This is a genomic window from Nitrobacter hamburgensis X14, from assembly GCF_000013885.1.
Taxonomy (GTDB): Bacteria; Pseudomonadota; Alphaproteobacteria; order Rhizobiales; family Xanthobacteraceae; genus Nitrobacter; species Nitrobacter hamburgensis.
Map to the genome: position 1 here is coordinate 3,082,250 of NC_007964.1, position 18,285 is coordinate 3,100,534.

Genomic DNA, 18,285 nt, shown 5'->3' on the forward strand with positions numbered 1-18,285 from the left:
GCCACGAGGTCGCCTACGCAGCAGAATAATATCACGACCGGAAAGAAACTGCTTGTCGATCTCATCCGACGTGCGCAGATGGTCCCAATGCTCGGCAGGGAAGGCAAAGAACGGGATGACCTCGCCCCAGGCGCGCCGCCAGCTCTGGCCGATGGCGGGGTAGCGCTGGCCCCAGGGGCCGGCCTCGAACGCCGCCAGCGCCTTTTCGGCCGCATCGGCATCGACGGCGCGGTAGATGTCCTTGAGCGCTGTCGCCAGCCCCTTGCGGTCTTTCCAGGACACGAAGTCCATGGAGTTGCGCAGCAGGTGGACGATGCACGTCTGGACGACTGCCTCCGGGAACACAGCGGTGATCGCATCGGGGAAGCCCTTCAGGCCATCAACGACGGCCAGCAGGATATCATCGACGCCGCGGTTCTTGAGCTCGTTCATCACCCGCAGCCAGAATTTGGCGCCTTCGTTCTGCTCGAGCCACAGGCCGAGTACCTCCTTGGCGCCGTCGGCGCGGACCCCCAGCGCGATGTGGATGGCCTTGTTGCGGACCATCCCTTCGTCGCGGATCTTGACCCGGATCGCATCGAAGAAGATCAGCGGATAAACCGGATCGAGTGGTCTTTGCTGCCAGGTGGCGACTTCGTCGAGAACGGCGTCCGTCACCGTTGAGATCAGGTCCGGCGACACCTCGATGCCGTACAGATCGCGCAGGTGCCCGGTGATCTGCCGGGTGCTCATGCCGCGCTCATACATGGACACGATCTTGTCGTCGAAGCCGGGAAAACGGCGCTGATACTTGGCAATCAACTGCGGATCGAAACTCGACTGGCGATCGCGCGGTATGTCGATCTCCAGCTTGCCGGTCTCCGTCGTCACGGTCTTGCGGCCGTAGCCGTTACGCGTATTGCCAGCGTCTTCGCCGCTCGCCAGATGATGGTCCATCTCCGCGTTTAGCGCGCGCTCGGTCAGAGCCTTCTTGAGCGAATCCAGCAGGCCGCCCTGTTCGAAGGCTGCACTGGCTGCGCCTCCCGCCAGAAGCTGGTCGAGAAGATCATTTGGTATCGCAGAGTCTTTGCGTCGGGTCATAGTGGGAATCCTTTTTACCCATTATGCACGCCCGCACACGAAATTCCTGACAGTCCCGGCGAAACCAGATGCACTTGGAAGGCGCGGACGTCTTCCAGCTCCAACCGATCCGGCGATCGGCCGAAATAGCGGCTGAACTTCGAAACCGCGCTGATGTAGGATCGTTGCGTCGCCGGCGACAGATTGCGGACCGTCATGTCCTCGATCATGCGGCGGCGAAGAGGGCTCAAATCAGCCATCTCAATACTCCCGTCTGAGAGGGTGGGCTGCAACACCCACATCCTCTCAGGCAGGAGGCGATCTACGCCACCTTGCCCCGCACGCCGCGGCAGCGGCTTCGTTCAATCCGCCGCGATTCCAAATGATCGCCCGACGCTCTAACGCGACAGGAACTGCGGGTGAAACCCGCGTGGATTCCAGCCAAAATCCGCTTGCGCCGCCGAGGAGTCAAAATTCATGTCTTGCGCCATGCGGATTCCCATCTCCACATTGGCATGTGGGAGCATCGGCTTCATGGCCAGAAAGGCGGCTCGCCAGACCCACGGCGGTACCGAGATCAAACGCCGGGATCTCGCCATTCCGTCAAAAATGCGTCCCACCATTTCACGGTAGGTCATGACATCGCATCCCGCCAGCACATAGGTCTTGTTCGCCGCCGCAGGAGCAGCCATTGCCGCCAGCGCGCCGATTGCCAGATCCTCCGCGTGCACCGGCTGACGCAGACCGGTGCCGCCGCCTAGCAGCGGCAAGAAACCAAACCGTCCGATAAGTCCCGCCAGCCGCGTGATGTTGGCATCGCGTCCCTCATCGTAGATGAGCGTAGGCCGCAGGATGGTCCAACCTATCCCCAGCCGGTCGCAGACAGCGATCAACCGTTGTTCGCCCTCGGCGAGCCGTCGCACGCCTTCGCGCTCGGATTCAATTTCTGAATTGGCCTTGGTAACGATACTTGTCGAAGTAAAAACAACCACACGCCGCAACGAGGGCGTAGCAACGCACGGCAACGCATCGGCCAGAAGCTGAATATTGACGGTACAGAACAGTTGCTCGACTAGAGGCAGCGCTAGATCGGCGGGCCGCGCCAAGTCGCCCTGCAGCCAATCAACATGGTCATCTGTGCGCGGTCGCCGCGATAGCGTCAGTGGCCGTTCTCCGGCCATGACCAACTGACGGACGATATGGCTTCCCACCAGGCCGGTGCCGCCGAGGACGATACTTCGCTGCGAGCTCATCATCTCATCTATTGCGTGGTGGGGTAACTGCAGAGGCTTGCCCGGCAAGCAGGCCACGTCAGCGATCCGATTGCTCTATGGATTGACGTCGCGGAGCAGGGAACGTCGCTTCGCGGCCGCGTAAATAACCATCACGGTGATTACGCCGATTGGCGGCTAAACTCGGGTACAGCCTCGATCAGCGCCGCCTTGATCGCGCCGCGGTCGTCGCGTTCGATCGCCTCCTCCAAGATCGCGATCCAGGCGCGCAAGGCCTGCATTGATGGCTGCTTAGGCGTCGCCGCAAGAATGCCTTTGATGCCGATCTCGACCGTCATTTCCTTATTTCCGAACAAGATCTCGTTGAGCCGCTCGCCCGGCCGTACTCCGGTGAAAACGATCTCGACATCACGGCCAACTTGCAAGCCTGACAGTTCGATCATGCGTTCGGCGAGATCGACGATCCTTACCGGCTGCCCCATGTTGAGGACGTACACCGATACGTTCCGGTTGGTTCCGGATGACGCGTGAGCTGCTGCGGTGATGACGAGATCGCAAGCCTCGCGGATGGTCATGAAGTAGCGGACCATGTCCGGATGGGTAACCGTGACGGGCCCCCCCGCCTCGATCTGCGCCTTGAACTTCGGGACCACGGAACCCTTTGATGCGAGCACATTGCCGAACCGCACCGAAATCAGGCGCGCAGGGGCGACAGGCGGCGCTTTCTCCGCAAGTTGTTCATCCAGCGCCTGGCAATACATCTCAGCGAACCGTTTGGTCAGGCCGAGCATGGAGACCGGCTCGATCGCCTTGTCAGTGGAAATCATCACCATGGCCTCCGCGCCGGCCGCAACAGCAGCGTCCGCAACATTGATCGAGCCGAAAATGTTGGTTTTGATACCCTCGGTCCAGTCCCGTTCCAGGATCGGGACATGCTTGAGCGCCGCCGCGTGAAACACGATATCCGGCTTGAATTCATTCATCAGCTGGCTGATGCGGGCGCGATCGCGCACATCGGCAATCCGCCCCTCAACGGATGCCTCACCCGTTCGCGTAGTTTCTAGGGTCGCATACAGCGCAGGCTCAGAATTTTCAATGACAAGGAGCCGCGCGGCACCGAATGTGACCACACGATCGCAAATCTCCGACCCGATTGATCCGCCGCCGCCGGTGACGATAACCGCCTTGTTTCGAACAAATGCATCGAGGCGCGCATAGTCAATTTTTTCACTGGAGCGCAACAGCAGATCCTCGACAGCAACCGGTCTAAGTTGCGGCGCATAACCATCCTGTAATGACGGAAGCTGGCTCACGATCAAGCCGAGCTGACGGGCCTGGATGATCACTGATTCCGGTTTGGACTCGGCATTGAACGCCGAAGCCGTCAACACTAGGCGTTTGATCGCTTTGTCGCGGTACGCAAAGTCGGAAACGACCTCCTTCAGATCGTCGACGCTGCCCAGCACCGGTGTGTTGCGCACGAGCTGTCCCTGGTCGGCGGCCGACGACGACAAAATACCAACAGGCCAGAATTGCTTGATCGCGCCGCTCTCGATCGCCCTGAGCGCAATCTCCACGTCGGCGGTTAGTCCCAACAGCAGCGCCGGCGCGGCATCGCTGATTCGCGCTTTGTTACGGGTTCGGGTGTAGCGAAAATAGCGATAGACAAAACGAAGACCGGAGAGAAAAAAGATCTCAAGAAACCAATACAGAACAATGGTGACTTTGCCGAAAAAGAACGTTCCCTGAACGTTCGGAGCCACAAAAATATAATCGAGCGCGATCAGCGCAACGGTCAGCACCGTCGCCGCGCGCACGATATTGAAGACGTCAGGGAAAGAGATAAACCGCCACTTGGTGGTCGTGAGGTTGAAGATGTAACAGACAATGACGCTCAGGATGACGAACGGCGGCAATATCGTCAGGAGCAGCGGTAAGCGATCATCGAGCTGAGCGGTTCCAAACCGGACATAGAAACTAACCAGAACCGCCGCGACGGTCGCCAGCGCGTCGTGGACGGCTATGAGAAGATTGCGCGACGTAAGATGGGAAACTGGTGTCATTCGAATGGCGTCCGCCAATCCGGCCGGGGCCGGCTCTTCCGTTTTAGATCCATCGTTGTGTGGGGTTTGGCCGAAACTGCATATACCACGATAGGGCGGGATGATCTCGGCGTCCAATTAAGCCCGCGACGGAGGAACTTCAAGCTACCTGTTTGAAATATCGAAAGAACAAAAGGAAATGCCGCAAAATAGTGCAAAGTTGTCAGGTTTGGGGCTACACCTGTGCGCACAACGCGGGTGCTCTGGTTATCGTCACCGAATGAGCGCAATTTCTGAATCTGCAGCGTCTGAAGCAGGAGATTGAAGCAGCCGATCATTGTCGACCTTCGCAATATCTATCGGCGTGAAGTACGTTGCAGGACTGATCGGTCCAGGCGATCGCAAAAGTGTGCAGCCGATGCAGAACGGTTTGCAGCGGGCGATATGATTAACTGCACCACTTTATTGCTGATGACGTCTGGGACACGGCGCCGTTGGAGTCGAAACTGCTGGTTCAGGCCGGCCGTCTCGTCGGCGGCGAGGATGCGGTGCTGGTCATCGACGACACGGTGATGCCGAAGAAGGGCGATCATTCGGTTGGTGTCGCTAACGCTTGCGCGGGGTGAAATGCCAATGATGATCACACTGCGTCTCTTCGTTCCCGAGAGCTGGACGAGCGATCCGGCGCGATTGGAACGTGCCGGCGTTCCTGTCGAGCATCGCGCAGTGCGGACCAAGCCGGAGATCGCACTGGTCGAGATTGATCGCGCGATCGCAGCCGGTGTTCGCTTCGGTTGTGCGCTGGCGGATGCCGGTTACGGGCTCAGCGCGCCGTTCCGTCAGGGGCTCACTGCCCGTGGGCTGGCTTGGGCGGTCGGCATTCCGGGGCGTCAGAAAGTTTATCCGGCTGGGGCGAAGCTGATCTTTCCGGTGGCCGGTCGGGGACGTCCCCGCAAGCGGCGTATTCCAGATATCCTGTCGGTACCGGCGAAGACATCCTGGCCAATGCCAGATGACAAAATGTGAGCTGGCGAAACGGAACCAAGGAGCGGTTGAAAGACCGCTTCGCCGCTGTTCGCGTGTGGACCGCCGATGGGCCTCCGCCGCGCATCAAGGACAAGGGCCAGCAACATCTTCCACGCGACGAGGCCTGGCTCATCGGCGAGCATCGCACGTCGGGGGAGAGGAAATAATATCTCGCCAACACCTCAATGATACGGCGTTTTGGAGGTACGGCATGGCCCTTATTCACGTTCGATCGGTCCTCGGGGACGCCCACGGTTCGGCGACACAGACCTATCATCGCGGTATTGTCGCAAGCGACTCCCCTTGGAAAACGTTGATGTTGCCCGCTTACGTGATTCACGCTAGTCCCCTGCCCCAAATGAACCGAACATCTCCCGCACGAATTGGAGCGCGCGGACACCACATTCGATCAGAGCAGAGATGGGATGGCCTTGTGATCAATCTGCGCCTCAGTCCGGCGACCGCACTTCGAAATCTCGATATTTTGGCCGTATTGATCGCCGCGTCGCTGCCGTGGTCAACCTCGCTGCCTGCCATCTTCGCTGTTATATGGCTCTTCGCGCTGGTGCCAACGATCGAGCCCACTTTGCTGCAATTGTTCAAGCGCCCGATCTGCATTCTACCGGTCGCATTCTTCGTGCTGGCCTTGGCTGGTACGTTGTGGTCAAGCGCGCCGTGGACCGCACGACTACACGCCGTCGGGCCGTTGGCCAAACTGCTCGTCATTCCCCTCCTCATTTATCATTTTCGACGTTCGTCCCGGGGACAATGGGTGTTCACCGCATTTTTGGTGTCATGCGCGCTTCTGATGATCATGTCGTGGATCGTCGCCTTTGATCCGCGGCTTGCCCTCAAATCCGGCGCGTATTACGGGGTTCCGATCAAGAACTATATCGACCAGAGCCAGGAATTTGCGCTGTGCGCGGTAGCCTTGGCCTATCCTGTTGTGCACCTCTTACTGCAAAAACGGATTAAGGAGGCCGCATTACTTCTCATAGTCGCCGTGAGTTTTGTTGCGAACATGATGTTCGTCGTGGTCTCGCGAACGGCTTTGGTAACGATGCCGGTTATGCTCGGCATATTCATGTTTTTGCATTTGACGCCCCGACGCATGATCGCCGTCTCATGCACAACTCTCCTTGCCGGCGTTGTGATGTGGTTTGCGTCCCCTTCTCTGCAATCCCGAGTCGCCAGCTTTTCCTCACAATACGATCAATACGAAACTTCGGACCAGGCAACCTCGATCGGCTTGCGGCTAGAGTTTTGGCGCAAGTCGCTGCGTTTTTTTGTAGACGCTCCTCTCGCAGGACATGGAACGGGATCGGTTCAGGGCCTTTTTACCGCCGCCGCCGTGGGTCAGACGGGTGCAGCCGCGGAGGTCGTCAACAACCCGCATAACCAAACGCTTAACGCGGCGGTACAGTGGGGGAGCCTGGGGATTTTAGTGCTCTACGCGATGTGGTTATTTCATCTATCACTTTTTCGCGGCACTAGTTTGGCCGATTGGGTCGGCCTGTTGGTTGTGGCTCAAAACATGATGACATCCCTCTTTAACTCTCACTTATTCGATTTCCATGAAGGATGGATGTATGTCCTTGGCGTGGGAGTTGCCGGGGGGATGGTGCTGCAAACGCGAGCCGTCGAAATTTCGAGCCGCTCTTGACCCTGCATGTAGCATTAGAAATGCTGCATTAGAAACGGTGGTCCTCCACCGGACTGGCTGCTCCCTCGCGGGTAGGATCTCTCGACGGAGAAGCTCCGAAAAGTATACGACCACAATCAGCATTCATCGACTATTTGCCTTGGAGTACTGCCGTTGAGCCCGCTACTTCTGCTGTTGAGCATTGTCCTGGCGGCAATCCTCTCGTCGGCAATGACGTGGGCACTGCACCCTTTGCTTTCGCGCTACGCGTTGGCGAGGCCGAACGCACGTTCCTCGCACAAGACCCCCACACCGCAAGGTGGCGGTCTTGCCGTGATCAGCGCGACGCTGATCGTTGCAAGTATCTTCATGGCGCTGTCGCAATCAATCGAATTAGGAATTCCCGCGTCCGTCTTTGGCGCAACGTTGTTTATCGCAGCCGTCGGTGCGGCCGACGACCTTAAGCCGATCCCGGTGCTGCCGCGCTTGGTCCTGCAGACGCTTGCCGTCGGCACAGTTTTTCTGACCGCGCCTACCAACCTGCACATTGTCCCGGCCTACCCGCTCTGGCTGGAGCGCGGCGTTCTGCTGGTCGCAGGGCTTTGGTTCGTCAACCTGGTCAATTTCATGGACGGGCTAGACTTGATGACGGTTGCCGAAACCGTCCCAATCACCGCAGCTCTGGTCACATTGGGCCTGACCGGCGATCTGGATCCGATGATCAGTCTGGTTGCAGCCGCGCTCGGTGGCGCAATGGTCGGATTTGCGCCGTTCAATCGCCCTGTTGCCAAGGTCTTCCTGGGCGATGTCGGCAGTCTGCCGATCGGGCTGCTTCTAGGATGGTGCCTGCTGGAGCTTGCCTATCGGGGCCACCTCATCGCAGCCTTGCTGCTACCGCTTTACTATCTGGCCGACGCTACGGCGACAATGCTTCGCCGCTTGATCGCGGGTGACAAAATCTGGATCGCCCACCGCTCGCATTTTTATCAACGCGCCGCCGCCAACGGCTTCACGGTCACCGGTGTAGTCGGCACGGTTTTCGCACTCAATCTCGGTCTCGTCGGCCTCGCTTTGGCGTCTATTGCGATACCATCATCCACCGGAAGAATAGGGCTTTTCATCATCGGCGCGCTTGCCGTGACATCGGTCATGTCGTGGTTTGCACGGCGGCGCTAGGCCGCAGTCCCCCCGAATTCACCCACCAGGGTAGCCAATACCCGCTCCGTAGTCGTCACGTGCGATGGCTGCCGCCACGATGCATCGGGCTACGCTGCCACCGAGTCGCTGCACGGGCGGTTGATCGTCTTTGCCTTGGCTGTTGTGGCAAACAGAATGGGTAATCGTCGGATGCACCTCGTGACCTTCCCGATTGCTACCTTCCGGAGTTCGATGAATGGCTTCTCCCCGCACCTCCCAGGCTCTTTCGCATTCACGGTTCTCGACCTCACCCGTGCCCGCTCGGGGTCAACCGCCGTGCGGCAACTGGCGGATTGGGGCGCCAACGTCATCAAGATCGAGGCGCTGACGGATGCCGACGGCGAACAGCCCAGCGGCCCACGCCATTGTTCGGATTTCCAGAACCTGCACCGCAACAAGCACGCAATGACGCTCAATCTCGAGGATCCCAAGGTGATGCTCTCGCAAATCTCTGCCATCCGCTCGTACATCGAACGTCAGCGCGTTGCGCGCCTGCGGACGGTTGAAGGTCAGACACGCGATACCGTCCTCGACGACATAGAGCAGATCTTTGTGGTGGCCGTGAGCGTCCAGTGCGCCCGCTCTTCCCTGTTTACGTCAAATGGCGGGGCGGGGCGGCGCGTAGCCGCCCCGCCCCGACGATCCCAACTCAGGCAACCGCGGCCTTCGGCATCGCGGCCACGTCGCGTCCCTTGAGCACCTCCATCGCCGCCGCGACGCCGCCGGCGCGATGCGGCAGCTTGGCGAGGTCGAGGCTCATCTCGATGCCGGCAATCGCTCCCATCAGCGACAGGTCGTTGAGATGGCCGAGATGGCCGATGCGGAAGGCCTTGCCCTTGATCTTGTTGAGGCCGGCGCCGAGCGACATGTCGAAATTGTCGAGCACCACCTTGCGGAAGGCGTCGGCGTCGTGTCCATCAGGCACCATGACGGCGGTCAGCGCCGGCGAATAGGCGTGCGGATCCTGACAGACGAGATCCAGCCCCCACGCCTTCACAGCGGCCCGAGTTGCGGCGCCGTGACGCTCGTGGCGAGCCCATACGTTCTCCAGACCTTCCTCCTCCATCATCGCGACCGCAGCCTTCAGGCCGTACAGAAGATTGGTGGCCGGCGTGAAGGGAAACGAGCCCTGCTTGTTGTTGGCGATCATGGCGTGCCAGTCCCAGTAGTACCGCGTCGAGGTGTTGGCCTTCGAGGCCGCCAGGGCCTTTTCCGACAACGCGTTGAACCCGAGGCCCGGCGGCAACATCATGCCCTTCTGGGACCCCGCGATCGACACGTCGATACCCCAGGCGTCATGCTCGTATTCGAGCGCGCCGAGACCGGAGATGGTGTCGACCATCAACAGCGCGGGATGTTTGGCGCGGTCGAGGATTTTGCGGACCTCGAGCGGATAGGTGACGCAGCTCGTCGAGGTTTCGTTGTGCACGATCATGACAGCCTTGATTTTGTGCTCCCGATCGGCCTTGAGCCGCTCCTCGATCAGGTCCAGCGGCGCGCCACGGCGCCAATCGGTCGGCAGCACATCGACGTCGAGTTTGAACTTCTCGGCCATCCCGAGCCACAGCGTGGCGAACTGACCGGTCTCCGCCATCAGCACCTTGTCGCCCGGCGACAGCGTGTTGACGATCGCGGCTTCCCAGGCGCCGGTGCCCGACGACGGATAGATGACGACCGGCTGCTTGGTGCGGAAAATCCGCTGGATGCCGGCCAGCACCTCAAAGCCAAGCACAGCGAATTCCGGACCGCGATGATCCAGAACGGGCATATCGATGGCGCGCAGCACGCGGTCAGGCACAGTGGTGGGGCCTGGAATCTGGAGAAAGTGCCGTCCTGTGTGCAGCGTCATCTTGGGTCCTTTCCGGGGAATTCTTATGGGATTTCAGGGTCGAATATCATGATCTGGCGGCGTTGTCCCGCGCCCGCAGGCGCCCGTCAATGCTCAAGAATACGGGCCAAGCATCACAGCCGGCGACTGATAACGGCCATTGACAGCGACTGAGGCCGGCCCGAACATGAAACCAACCTGCATCAAATTCCGGTTTGATCCACACACAAGGGCACCCGCCATGCCATCCGCAGCACAGGAGATCGGCCCGATGATGACTTTGAGGATTCTGGCTGCGGCCGCCGTGGTTTCGATGGCCGTCTCGGCGCCGGCGCTGGCGCGGTCTCATCACCACAAGCACCATAACCATAAGTACCACCAACATCATTCGTCCGAGACCGATATCTATCTCCACAACTACGGACCCGCCGTTACGCCGGATCAACCCTTCGCCTATTACGACGGACCGGCCCACGTGCGATGCAAGCAGAGCGCCGCCTCCTATCGCGGGCAGGATGGCCGCCCGCATCCCTGCAATTGACCGCCCTGGTACCGCGGGAACCGCGTCCACGTTTGACGGCGCTGACCGCCCGAATCTGTGCATAGCGCGTGGCGCGATTGCAAGGACACGCGTAGGATTGGCGCAATGAAAGGTCTGCGAGACGCATCCATGGATAAACCGGACAAGGGATACGACTACGAGCGCTATCGGAACCTGCTGGCCGAGGCGACCGACGAATCGAAGCGGCTGGCGTTCATTGACCTGCTGATCGAAGAAGGCGCGCGGGATCAGCTCACCCGCGAGCGGATCAGCCAGCTTGGCCTGACAAAGCCAGCGGAGCGATCGCGCAGCCGGGAGTAGCTTTCAGTCCCAGCTTGCGCGGAGACCAGCGCAAGCGGGCCGGCGATGCGGTGACAAGCCAAACGCGGATTTAAGCAAACCCGGGACAGACATGGTGGGAACGGTGCCGGCCTACGACGATCAGAACGCCTTCGCGAAAATTCTTCGCGGCGAGCTCCCCTGCTTCAAGGTCTATGAAGACGCACGCACGTTCGCGTTTCTCGACATCATGCCGCGCGTGCCGGGCCACACGCTGGTGATCCCGAAAGCCCCTGCCCGCGGAATCCTCGATATTTCAGCGGACGATTTAGCAGAAGTCGCGCGAACCGCGAAGACGATCGCGATCGCCGCCATGAAGGCCTTCGATGCGGAAGGCATCATCGTCCAGCAGTTCAGCGAAGCCGCCAGCGGACAGGTGGTGTTTCACCTGCATATGCACGTCATGCCGATGAAGTCGGGGGTTGACCTGCTGCCGCCCCAGAGCCGGAAAGAGGATGCCGCGGTGCTCGACAATCACGCGGCCCGGCTGATCGCCGCGCTCGGCGGGTAGCTCGTTTCCTGCCTGACGGAGACTCTCGATCATCGTCATCGGGATGCCCGGGCCTATTGATTGAGCATGACCTTATCCGAAAACCGGTTTCTACTTTTCGGGGATCATGCCATAGAGTCTCGCTTCTGATGGAATCAGAGGCGGGGCTCCATGATTTTGGTTTGACGCGTTTTCTTGATGCGAACCGGCATCCATCCTCGGGTCAAGCCCGAGGACATGCTTCGCTCGAAAATGCTCTAAACGCCGAGGTAGCGTTGCAGGATGTCCGGCTGCGCCTTGAGTTCCCGGGCCGGCCCCTCATGCACGATATGGCCGTTGTTGATGATATAGATGCGCTGGGCGAGCGCGAGCGTTGCCGCCAGGTTCTGCTCCACCAGCACGATGGTCTGACCGGCGGCAGCCAGATCGCGGCAGGCCTTCATGAGATCTTTCACGATCACCGGCGCGAGCCCCTCGAACGGCTCGTCGAGCAGGATGATCTTGGGATCGCGGATCAGCGCGCGCGCGATCGCCAGCATCTGCTGCTCGCCGCCGGACAGCTCGTTGCCGCGATTGTTCCGCCGCTCCTTCAGCCGGGGAAACATCTCATAGATGCGATTGAGCGGCCAGCGTTTCGAAGCCGTCAGCCCCGCGAGCACAATGTTTTCCTCGACGCTGAGGCTGCCGAAAATGCGGCGCTCCTCATGCACGAGCTGCATTCCGGCCTGCGCGATCTTGTGGCTCTTGCGGCCTGCAACGTCGGTGCCGTCGAATATCACGCTGCCGGCCCGTGGCGTGACTACGCCCATCAGGCTCTTTAGCGTGGTGCTCTTGCCGGCGCCGTTGCGCCCGAGCAGCGCCACGACCTCGTTGCGCTCGACACGCATCGAGACATCGAAGAGGATATGGGAATCCCCATAATAGCTGTTCAGACCGTTGACCTCGAGCAGGCTCATGCGGTGAGCACTCCGTTTACACCTCCGAGATAGGCCTCCTGGACCGCAGCGTTGTTCTTGATTTCGTCCGGCGTTCCCTCGACCAGCACCCGGCCTTCCTGCAGCACCGTGACGCGCTCGGCAAGTTCGAACAGCGCATCCATGTCGTGATCGATGATGATCATGGTGCGGCCCTTGCTGATGGACTTCAGCAGCTTGACCGTCTCCACGCGCTCACGCGGGCTCATGCCGGCGAGCGGCTCGTCGAGCAGCAGCAGGCTTGGCGAGGTGGCCAGCGCCAGCCCGATTTCCAGCCGGCGCTTTTCGCCATAGGCGAGTTCGGACACCGGCGTGTCCGGCCGCGTCGTCAGATTGACCAGTTCCAGCGTGCGTTGGACCTGCTCGGATAATCCCGGAATGTTGCCGAGACTGCGGAATATGTCGAGGCGGAACTTGCCGCGCAATTCCGAGAGCGCCGCGATGGTCAGATTCTCGCGCACGGTCAGTGCGGAGAACAACTGATTGACCTGATAGCTTTTAGTCAGACCGAGCTGGCAGACGTCGGTGACGTTCATCCCGGTGATATCGAGCCCCTCGAACACGATCTTGCCCGACGTCGGCGCGACTTCGCAGGTCAACATCTTGAAAAACGTCGACTTGCCGGCGCCGTTTGGGCCGATGATGCCGCGCAACTCGCCATGGTTGACGGTGAAATCGATCTTGCTATTGGCGAGGAGACCGCCGTAACGCTTGGTCAGGCCGGTCGCCTGCAGGATCGGGCCGGAATAGCCGTCGCTCGCGCGATGCACCGGGGCCATCGGAAACGGATCCGGCTCCTTCGCGAGCTCGGCCTCCGCAACCTCTTGTTCTTCCTCCGCGGTCAAAGCGCTGGCCGGCGCCGCGACCGGCTCCCGGTGGGCGCGCTTGCCGACGGCAAGGCGGTAAAGATCAGCGATGCCGCCGATGATGCCGTGCCGCAGGAAACACACCAGCAGCACGAACACGACACCCAGCACCAGCTTCCACGCCGCTCCGAGACCGAGCGCGGCCTGCAGGAAGTCCTGCAGAAACAGCCAGACTCCGGCTCCGACCAGCGTGCCGAACAAGGTGCCTGTGCCGCCGATGGCCGTCATCATGACGAGTTCGGCCGAGGTGTGGAACATGAAGGCGTCGGGCGGCATGAACGCCTGCATCACGCCGAGCAGACCGCCGGCGAAGCCCGCATAGGCGGCGGCGATGACGAATGCGGTCAGCTTGTAGGAATGGATGTTGTGGCCGACCGCCGACGCCCGCATCGGGTTCTCGCGAACCGCCCGCAGGATCGTGCCGACCGGCGAGCGCACGATGCGCAGCCCCACGACGATGCCGAGGAAATACCAGAAGGCGAGGAAGACATAGAGCGACCAGCTCGTATTGAACTGGAAGTCGGCGAATCCGAGATCGAAATGCGGCGTCGGCACGCCGGGCAGGCCGTTCTCGCCGCCGGTCCAATCGGCCAGCGGATTGAACTCGACGAAGAAGAATACCTCCGCGATCGCCACCGTAATCATCGCGAAATAGATGCCGGTGCGGCGCAACGCGATCAGCCCGACCAGATAGCCGACCGCCGCAGACGCGATCATGCCGATGAACAGCGACGTCACCACATGCGGGAATCCCGCCTGGGTCAACAGATAGGCCGCCACGAAGCCGCCGGTGCCGTAGAACGCCGACTGGCCGAACGACAGCAGCCCGGTGAAGCCGAACAGGATATCGAATCCGATGCCGAACAGCCCCCACACCAGGATGCGGTTGATGGTGTTCGGCGCGAAGCCGAGATGCGGCAGGATGAACGGCGCAAGGATCAGGCCGAGAGCCGTGAGGGTCTCGATGACGAGGGGGCGCTGTTTGAGCATGATGGTCCCGTGTCAGCTTCGACCTTGCGCGCCGAGCAGGCCGTGCGGCCGCAGCAGCAGCACCAGCGTCATCGCGGCGAACAGCATGATATAGGCGTAGCCCGGGTTTATCATCGCGGTGATGCTGATGATCTCGCCGGCGATCAGTCCGCCGATGATAGCGCCGGGGAACGACCCGACGCCGCCGATGACGACCACGACGAAGGTCTGCACCAGGATCGCCTCGCCCATGTCCGGCGTCAGCGATACCACCGGCGCGTTGACGATGCCGGCGAAGCCCGCCGCCATTGCGCCGATGCCGAACACCACCATGAACACGCGATAGACGTCGATGCCGAGCGAGGACACCATCACCGAATCCTCGATTCCGGCCCGTACGATCAGACCCAGCCGCGTCCGGTAGAGGACGAGGAACAGGACCAGCAGCGCCACCGCGATGATGACGACCAGCGCCAGCCGGTAGGTCGGATAGAACATGAAGCCGAGCGAGGTAATGCCGGCGAAGATCGTCGGCGTCGGCACCGTCAGCGACAGACTGCCGAAGAACAGGCGCACGACCTCGACGAAGCAGATGCCGAGACCGAAGGTCACCAGCAACTGGTCTTCGTCCGGCCGGCCGTAGAAACGGCGGATGATGATCCGCTCCATCGCCACTCCCACCACCATCACGAACAGCGATCCGGCGATGACGGCGACGATGAAGGAATCCGTATAGGTGTAGGCGACATACCCGGCATAGCCGCCGAGCATGAACATTGCGCCGTGCGCAAGGTTGAGAACCCCGAGCGTTCCGTAGATGATCGTCAGGCCGGACGAAATCAGTGCGAGCAGCGCGCCGAGTACCAGCCCGTTGAAAAGTTGCGAGACGAAATTTTGCCAGTTGATCATGCCGCGCAATCGCCGGGTACGTTTGAAAACGGAATAGAGCTCGCAAGAAGCACACTACACACATACGACCCCCGCGCCGCGGCGGCGCTTAACCCTTCCGCCGCGGCGCCGGGACCTTTTCGATCAGGTGTAGTCGCCGAGCTTGCAGCCGAACGCATCCGGCTTCTGGATCACGCTTTCGCCGGGGACGATCTCGACGATGTCGTACCAGTCGTCCTTGTTTTTCATGTCCTTCTTGGCCTTGCCCTTGACGATGATCACCGGGCGCACGCACTGGTGATCCTCGGGGCGGTAGTGAACGTCGCCGACCAGCGAGGGAATGGTTTCGCCCTTCTCCCAGACCTTGATGACGTCGGGCGGATAAAAGCTGCCGGCCTCCTCGACCATGCGAGCCCAATGCACGACGGCGATATAGGCGTTCTCGGCACCCCACTCCGGCTTGTAGCCGTACTTCTTCTCGAACGATTCGTTGAACATCTTGGCGAGCGGATACTTGTCCTCAAGGGTCCACCAGTAGTCGGTGGCCGCATAGACGTCTTCCATGAGGCCGCCGGTCTCGCGCGCCAGGAACGGCACCTGATAGGGAACCACGAGCTTCATCTTGTCGAGCACGCCGAACTGCTTGGCCTGCTGGGTGGAGAGCACGCAATCGTGGCCCCAGTTGACGTTGATCAGAACGTCGGCACCGGAGTTGACGACGTTGAGCAGATAGGACGAATAGTCGGGTGCGCCGAGCGGCGAGACCTGGTTGGTGACGGTCGTCCATCCCTGCGACTTCAGATAGTTTTCGACGGAGGCCGTGGTGGTGTGGCCATAGGTATAGTCGGGCGTCAGGTACGCGGCCTTCTTGTTCTTGCCGTAAGCCTTGACGATCACCGGTCCGATCGCGTTCGCCGCCATCTCGCCGTAGAAGCACTGGCGGAAGCCGTACCGCACGCAGTCCTTGCCGGTGGTATCGTTGGAGCCGGAGATTCCCGCGACGTAAAGCACATGCTCGCGTTGCGCCAGCTTGTTGAGGGCGACCGCGACCGCGCTCGAAGTCGAGCCGGTCATCAACACGACCTTGTTCTCGGTGATGAAGCGCTGCTCCGCCTGCACGGCCTGGTTCGGCTTGGCGCCGGAATCCGCGACCACCAGCTTCACTTCTTTGCCGAGTACGCCTTTCTTGGTCTTCGGCGACAGCTTCTTGACCAGTTCGTGACCGGAATTAAGATGCTCCGCGGCCAGCTCCCAGCCCTTGAGTTCGTCCTCGCCCTGCACGGCGTAGGTACCGGTGCGCGGCACCGCGACCCCGATTGACACCGACGAACCGGACGAGCCGGCCGGCCAGGTGCCGATCGCCGGCTTGTCGTCGGCGAAGGCCGGCATGATAAGGCCATTCGGCAGCATCAAGCCGCCGATCAGGCCGGCGCTGCCCTGCAACAGGGATCGGCGCGATACCGCCGCATTGAATTCCTGCTCAAAAATCTTCTTCATCGCGCATGATCCTCTCAAAAAGTGTCGTGTGCAATTTTACTCATCGTCGAATTCTGACAGGGTCGAATCTGACAGTCAGGCTGGCGCGCCCGTTAACCAGCGCCGACCAGGGTACCACCACTACAAGTCCCATCGATCACAGGTCTGTCAATGTCACTTTCGTCGAAGAGAATGGTGTTTCCGCCGAAAAATCAGACCTCTTTGACCAGATATGACGGATGACCCGAGCAGCCGCCACCTCATTCTCAAAGACACGATCTCACGGCCGTTCCAGCCATCGGATTCGGAGGGAGGGTTTTCTCTAATAAGCCTCAGCCGGGCCCATGGATCGCTCACGGCGGTAATGGCGTGATGTCCTGTCCGCTCTCATCCTCTGCGATCCGCATCAGGTCCGAGAGACTTTGGACCACAATGCGCCGGTCGAGCGTCTTTAGCCAGCCGGCTCTTTCCCAGGCACTCAGAATGCGGCTCGCGGAATAAAGCGTCGTTCCGGCGATATCGGCAATGTCTTTCCGACGAAGCGGAAAGCGGATGACGATGCCTCGGGAGGTCGTGGTGCCCACCTGACGAAGCAGTCGCAATAACGCATGAGCCACGCGCCGCTCCGCGCGCTGGGTGGCCAGTTCGCGAACCCGATGCTGTGCCTCTTGAAGCCGTTGGCCGACGATGCGAACGGCATTGATGGCGATCTGCGGATGGTTGTTCATCAGGTCGAGCAAAGCTCTGTCGCTCCAGCTCACCTCGGTTGCATCCGTCAGGGTGTCGGCATCGGCAGGATAGCGCCGATCCGTGAACAAGGAAATTGCACCGAAAATGTCGCCCGGTCCGATGAAGCGCACGACGATCTGCGCTCCATCGCTGCCGGATTGAGAAATCCTGATCCAGCCATCGATAAGGACATGAGCGCGCACGCGTGTTTCACCCTGGTTGAACACACGAAAATCGCGAGCAAAAGCGCGCGTACTGGCGGAGGCGACGACGTCGTCCAGCGCTGCCGTCGACAAGCCCCGAAAGAGCTCAAGGTTTGAAAGGACCTGCCGGGACAGAGGCGGAACTTTGCTCATTCGCGAACACTAATGCGGCCTCGCAGAAAAGGATAGCAAATTGCTTTTGCGCAACCCCTGGCGAACGGCGGTGCCGTACAGCTTGCGGAAGCCGACGGCTCGCACAGTTACCATAGGGATTTACGGGGGCTTCATGAATGACATCATCGTCGCGCGTGCCCTGCACGTCCTTGCCGTCGTCGTCTGGATCGGCGGCGTCTCGATGGCAACAACGGTGGCCTTGCCGGCGCTCCGGCGCGGCGATCTCGGGCCGGATCGGCTGAAGGCGTTCGGGGCGATCGAGCGACGCTTCATCTGGCAAGCTCGTGCGTCAGTCATCATCGTCGGCTTGAGCGGCCTCTACATGACGTGGCAGCTCGACCTTTGGGATCGGTTTCGGATGCCGGCTTTCTGGTGGATGGACGCCATGGTGGGCCTTTGGCTGCTGTTCACCTTCGTGCTCTTCATTGGTGAGCCTTTTATTTTGCAACGCCACTTCCATCGGCTGGCGGCCGAGCGGCCAGACGTTGCCTTTGCATGGTTGCACCGGGCGCATTGGATTCTGCTCGGGCTCAGTCTGGGGACCGTCTTCGCAGCGGTCGCAGGAAGCCATGGGTGGTCGATTTTTTGACCGCGACCACCGGCCGGTGCC

At 60.6% G+C, this 18,285-nt stretch carries 14 protein-coding genes and 5 pseudogenes; 8 read left to right on the forward strand and 11 right to left on the reverse strand.

Going from position 1 to position 18,285, the window contains the following annotated elements; all coding sequences use genetic code 11:
- Positions 1 to 54 precede the first annotated feature (54 nt).
- From NHAM_RS14320 to NHAM_RS14335, 4 genes and pseudogenes are all read right to left on the reverse strand, one after another.
- Positions 55 to 1,080 (reverse strand): annotated as a pseudogene (locus tag NHAM_RS14320) (IS256 family transposase); the annotation flags it as partial.
- Positions 1,081 to 1,127: 47 nt separating this feature from the next.
- Positions 1,128 to 1,319 (reverse strand): annotated as a pseudogene (locus NHAM_RS14325) (phage integrase N-terminal SAM-like domain-containing protein); the annotation flags it as partial.
- 138 nt (positions 1,320 to 1,457) lie between these two features.
- Complete coding sequence (locus tag NHAM_RS14330) at positions 1,458 to 2,369, reverse strand: NAD-dependent epimerase/dehydratase family protein (RefSeq protein WP_245269897.1); 912 nt, start codon at positions 2,367 to 2,369, stop codon at positions 1,458 to 1,460.
- Between the two features lie 83 nt (positions 2,370 to 2,452).
- The gene (locus NHAM_RS14335; protein WP_011511237.1) at positions 2,453 to 4,354 is read right to left on the reverse strand and encodes an SDR family NAD(P)-dependent oxidoreductase; all 1,902 of its coding nucleotides are present in this window, start codon (positions 4,352 to 4,354) and stop codon (positions 2,453 to 2,455) included.
- A 349-nt stretch (positions 4,355 to 4,703) separates the two neighbouring features.
- Here NHAM_RS14335 and NHAM_RS24075 point away from each other — a divergent pair.
- The 4 genes and pseudogenes from NHAM_RS24075 to NHAM_RS26150 form a co-directional block, all read left to right on the forward strand.
- Positions 4,704 to 5,523, forward strand: a pseudogene (locus NHAM_RS24075) (IS701 family transposase); the annotation flags it as partial.
- 194 nt (positions 5,524 to 5,717) lie between these two features.
- Complete coding sequence (locus NHAM_RS14350; protein ID WP_011511238.1) at positions 5,718 to 7,022, forward strand: O-antigen ligase family protein; 1,305 nt, start codon at positions 5,718 to 5,720, stop codon at positions 7,020 to 7,022.
- Positions 7,023 to 7,175: 153 nt separating this feature from the next.
- Positions 7,176 to 8,177 (forward strand): glycosyl transferase, encoded by a 1,002-nt coding sequence (locus NHAM_RS14355; RefSeq protein WP_011511239.1) that lies wholly within the window; start codon positions 7,176 to 7,178, stop codon positions 8,175 to 8,177.
- A 217-nt stretch (positions 8,178 to 8,394) separates the two neighbouring features.
- Positions 8,395 to 8,630 (forward strand): annotated as a pseudogene (locus tag NHAM_RS26150) (CoA transferase); the annotation flags it as partial.
- Here the strand turns inward: NHAM_RS26150 and NHAM_RS28250 are convergent.
- Positions 8,603 to 8,771, reverse strand: a pseudogene (locus NHAM_RS28250) (enoyl-CoA hydratase); the annotation flags it as partial. The pseudogenes NHAM_RS26150 and NHAM_RS28250 overlap by 28 nt on opposite strands.
- Before the next feature lie 76 nt (positions 8,772 to 8,847).
- Positions 8,848 to 10,047 (reverse strand): pyridoxal-phosphate-dependent aminotransferase family protein, encoded by a 1,200-nt coding sequence (locus tag NHAM_RS14365; RefSeq protein ID WP_011511241.1) that lies wholly within the window; start codon positions 10,045 to 10,047, stop codon positions 8,848 to 8,850.
- Between the two features lie 250 nt (positions 10,048 to 10,297).
- Here NHAM_RS14365 and NHAM_RS14370 point away from each other — a divergent pair, with 250 nt between their 5' ends.
- The 3 genes from NHAM_RS14370 to NHAM_RS14380 all read left to right on the forward strand — a co-directional run bounded on the left by NHAM_RS14370 (position 10,298) and on the right by NHAM_RS14380 (position 11,417).
- Entirely contained in the window at positions 10,298 to 10,567 is a 270-nt protein-coding gene (locus NHAM_RS14370) for a hypothetical protein (RefSeq protein ID WP_011511242.1), read from the forward strand.
- Between the two features lie 129 nt (positions 10,568 to 10,696).
- Positions 10,697 to 10,888, forward strand: coding sequence for a hypothetical protein (locus NHAM_RS14375; RefSeq protein WP_041359035.1), 192 nt, complete (start codon positions 10,697 to 10,699; stop codon positions 10,886 to 10,888).
- A 91-nt stretch (positions 10,889 to 10,979) separates the two neighbouring features.
- Positions 10,980 to 11,417 carry an HIT family protein gene (locus tag NHAM_RS14380; protein WP_011511244.1) on the forward strand — a complete coding sequence of 146 codons (438 nt, stop codon included), beginning with the start codon at positions 10,980 to 10,982 and terminating at the stop codon, positions 11,415 to 11,417.
- A 236-nt stretch (positions 11,418 to 11,653) separates the two neighbouring features.
- Here the strand turns inward: NHAM_RS14380 and NHAM_RS14385 are convergent, their stop codons facing one another.
- From NHAM_RS14385 to NHAM_RS14405, 5 genes are all read right to left on the reverse strand, one after another.
- Entirely contained in the window at positions 11,654 to 12,352 is a 699-nt protein-coding gene (locus NHAM_RS14385) for an ABC transporter ATP-binding protein (protein ID WP_011511245.1), read from the reverse strand.
- Positions 12,349 to 14,226: a branched-chain amino acid ABC transporter ATP-binding protein/permease gene (locus NHAM_RS14390; RefSeq protein ID WP_011511246.1), complete on the reverse strand. Its 1,878-nt coding sequence runs from the start codon at positions 14,224 to 14,226 to the stop codon at positions 12,349 to 12,351. The genes NHAM_RS14385 and NHAM_RS14390 overlap by 4 nt, the downstream gene beginning before the upstream one ends.
- Before the next feature lie 12 nt (positions 14,227 to 14,238).
- Positions 14,239 to 15,114, reverse strand: a complete 876-nt coding sequence (locus NHAM_RS14395; RefSeq protein ID WP_011511247.1) for a branched-chain amino acid ABC transporter permease — start codon at positions 15,112 to 15,114, stop codon at positions 14,239 to 14,241.
- Positions 15,115 to 15,237: 123 nt separating this feature from the next.
- Positions 15,238 to 16,590, reverse strand: coding sequence for a substrate-binding protein (locus NHAM_RS14400; RefSeq protein WP_011511248.1), 1,353 nt, complete (start codon positions 16,588 to 16,590; stop codon positions 15,238 to 15,240).
- A gap of 332 nt (positions 16,591 to 16,922) precedes the next feature.
- Positions 16,923 to 17,594, reverse strand: a complete 672-nt coding sequence (locus NHAM_RS14405) for a Crp/Fnr family transcriptional regulator (RefSeq protein WP_245269899.1) — start codon at positions 17,592 to 17,594, stop codon at positions 16,923 to 16,925.
- 193 nt (positions 17,595 to 17,787) lie between these two features.
- Here NHAM_RS14405 and NHAM_RS14410 point away from each other — a divergent pair, with 193 nt between their 5' ends.
- Positions 17,788 to 18,264 carry a membrane protein gene (locus tag NHAM_RS14410; RefSeq protein ID WP_011511250.1) on the forward strand — a complete coding sequence of 159 codons (477 nt, stop codon included), beginning with the start codon at positions 17,788 to 17,790 and terminating at the stop codon, positions 18,262 to 18,264.
- Positions 18,265 to 18,285: the final 21 nt, after the last annotated feature.

Coding starts and splice junctions, on each gene's coding strand:
- NHAM_RS14375 (WP_041359035.1), top strand. CDS start 10,697: ATGGATAAACCGGACAAGGGATACGACTACGAGCGCTATCGGAACCTG.
- NHAM_RS14410 (WP_011511250.1), top strand. CDS start 17,788: ATGAATGACATCATCGTCGCGCGTGCCCTGCACGTCCTTGCCGTCGTC.
- NHAM_RS14400 (WP_011511248.1), bottom strand. CDS start 16,590: ATGAAGAAGATTTTTGAGCAGGAATTCAATGCGGCGGTATCGCGCCGA.
- NHAM_RS14350 (WP_011511238.1), top strand. CDS start 5,718: ATGAACCGAACATCTCCCGCACGAATTGGAGCGCGCGGACACCACATT.
- NHAM_RS14370 (WP_011511242.1), top strand. CDS start 10,298: ATGATGACTTTGAGGATTCTGGCTGCGGCCGCCGTGGTTTCGATGGCC.
- NHAM_RS14335 (WP_011511237.1), bottom strand. CDS start 4,354: ATGACACCAGTTTCCCATCTTACGTCGCGCAATCTTCTCATAGCCGTC.
- NHAM_RS14385 (WP_011511245.1), bottom strand. CDS start 12,352: ATGAGCCTGCTCGAGGTCAACGGTCTGAACAGCTATTATGGGGATTCC.
- NHAM_RS14380 (WP_011511244.1), top strand. CDS start 10,980: ATGGTGGGAACGGTGCCGGCCTACGACGATCAGAACGCCTTCGCGAAA.
- NHAM_RS14390 (WP_011511246.1), bottom strand. CDS start 14,226: ATGCTCAAACAGCGCCCCCTCGTCATCGAGACCCTCACGGCTCTCGGC.
- NHAM_RS14395 (WP_011511247.1), bottom strand. CDS start 15,114: ATGATCAACTGGCAAAATTTCGTCTCGCAACTTTTCAACGGGCTGGTA.
- NHAM_RS14365 (WP_011511241.1), bottom strand. CDS start 10,047: ATGACGCTGCACACAGGACGGCACTTTCTCCAGATTCCAGGCCCCACC.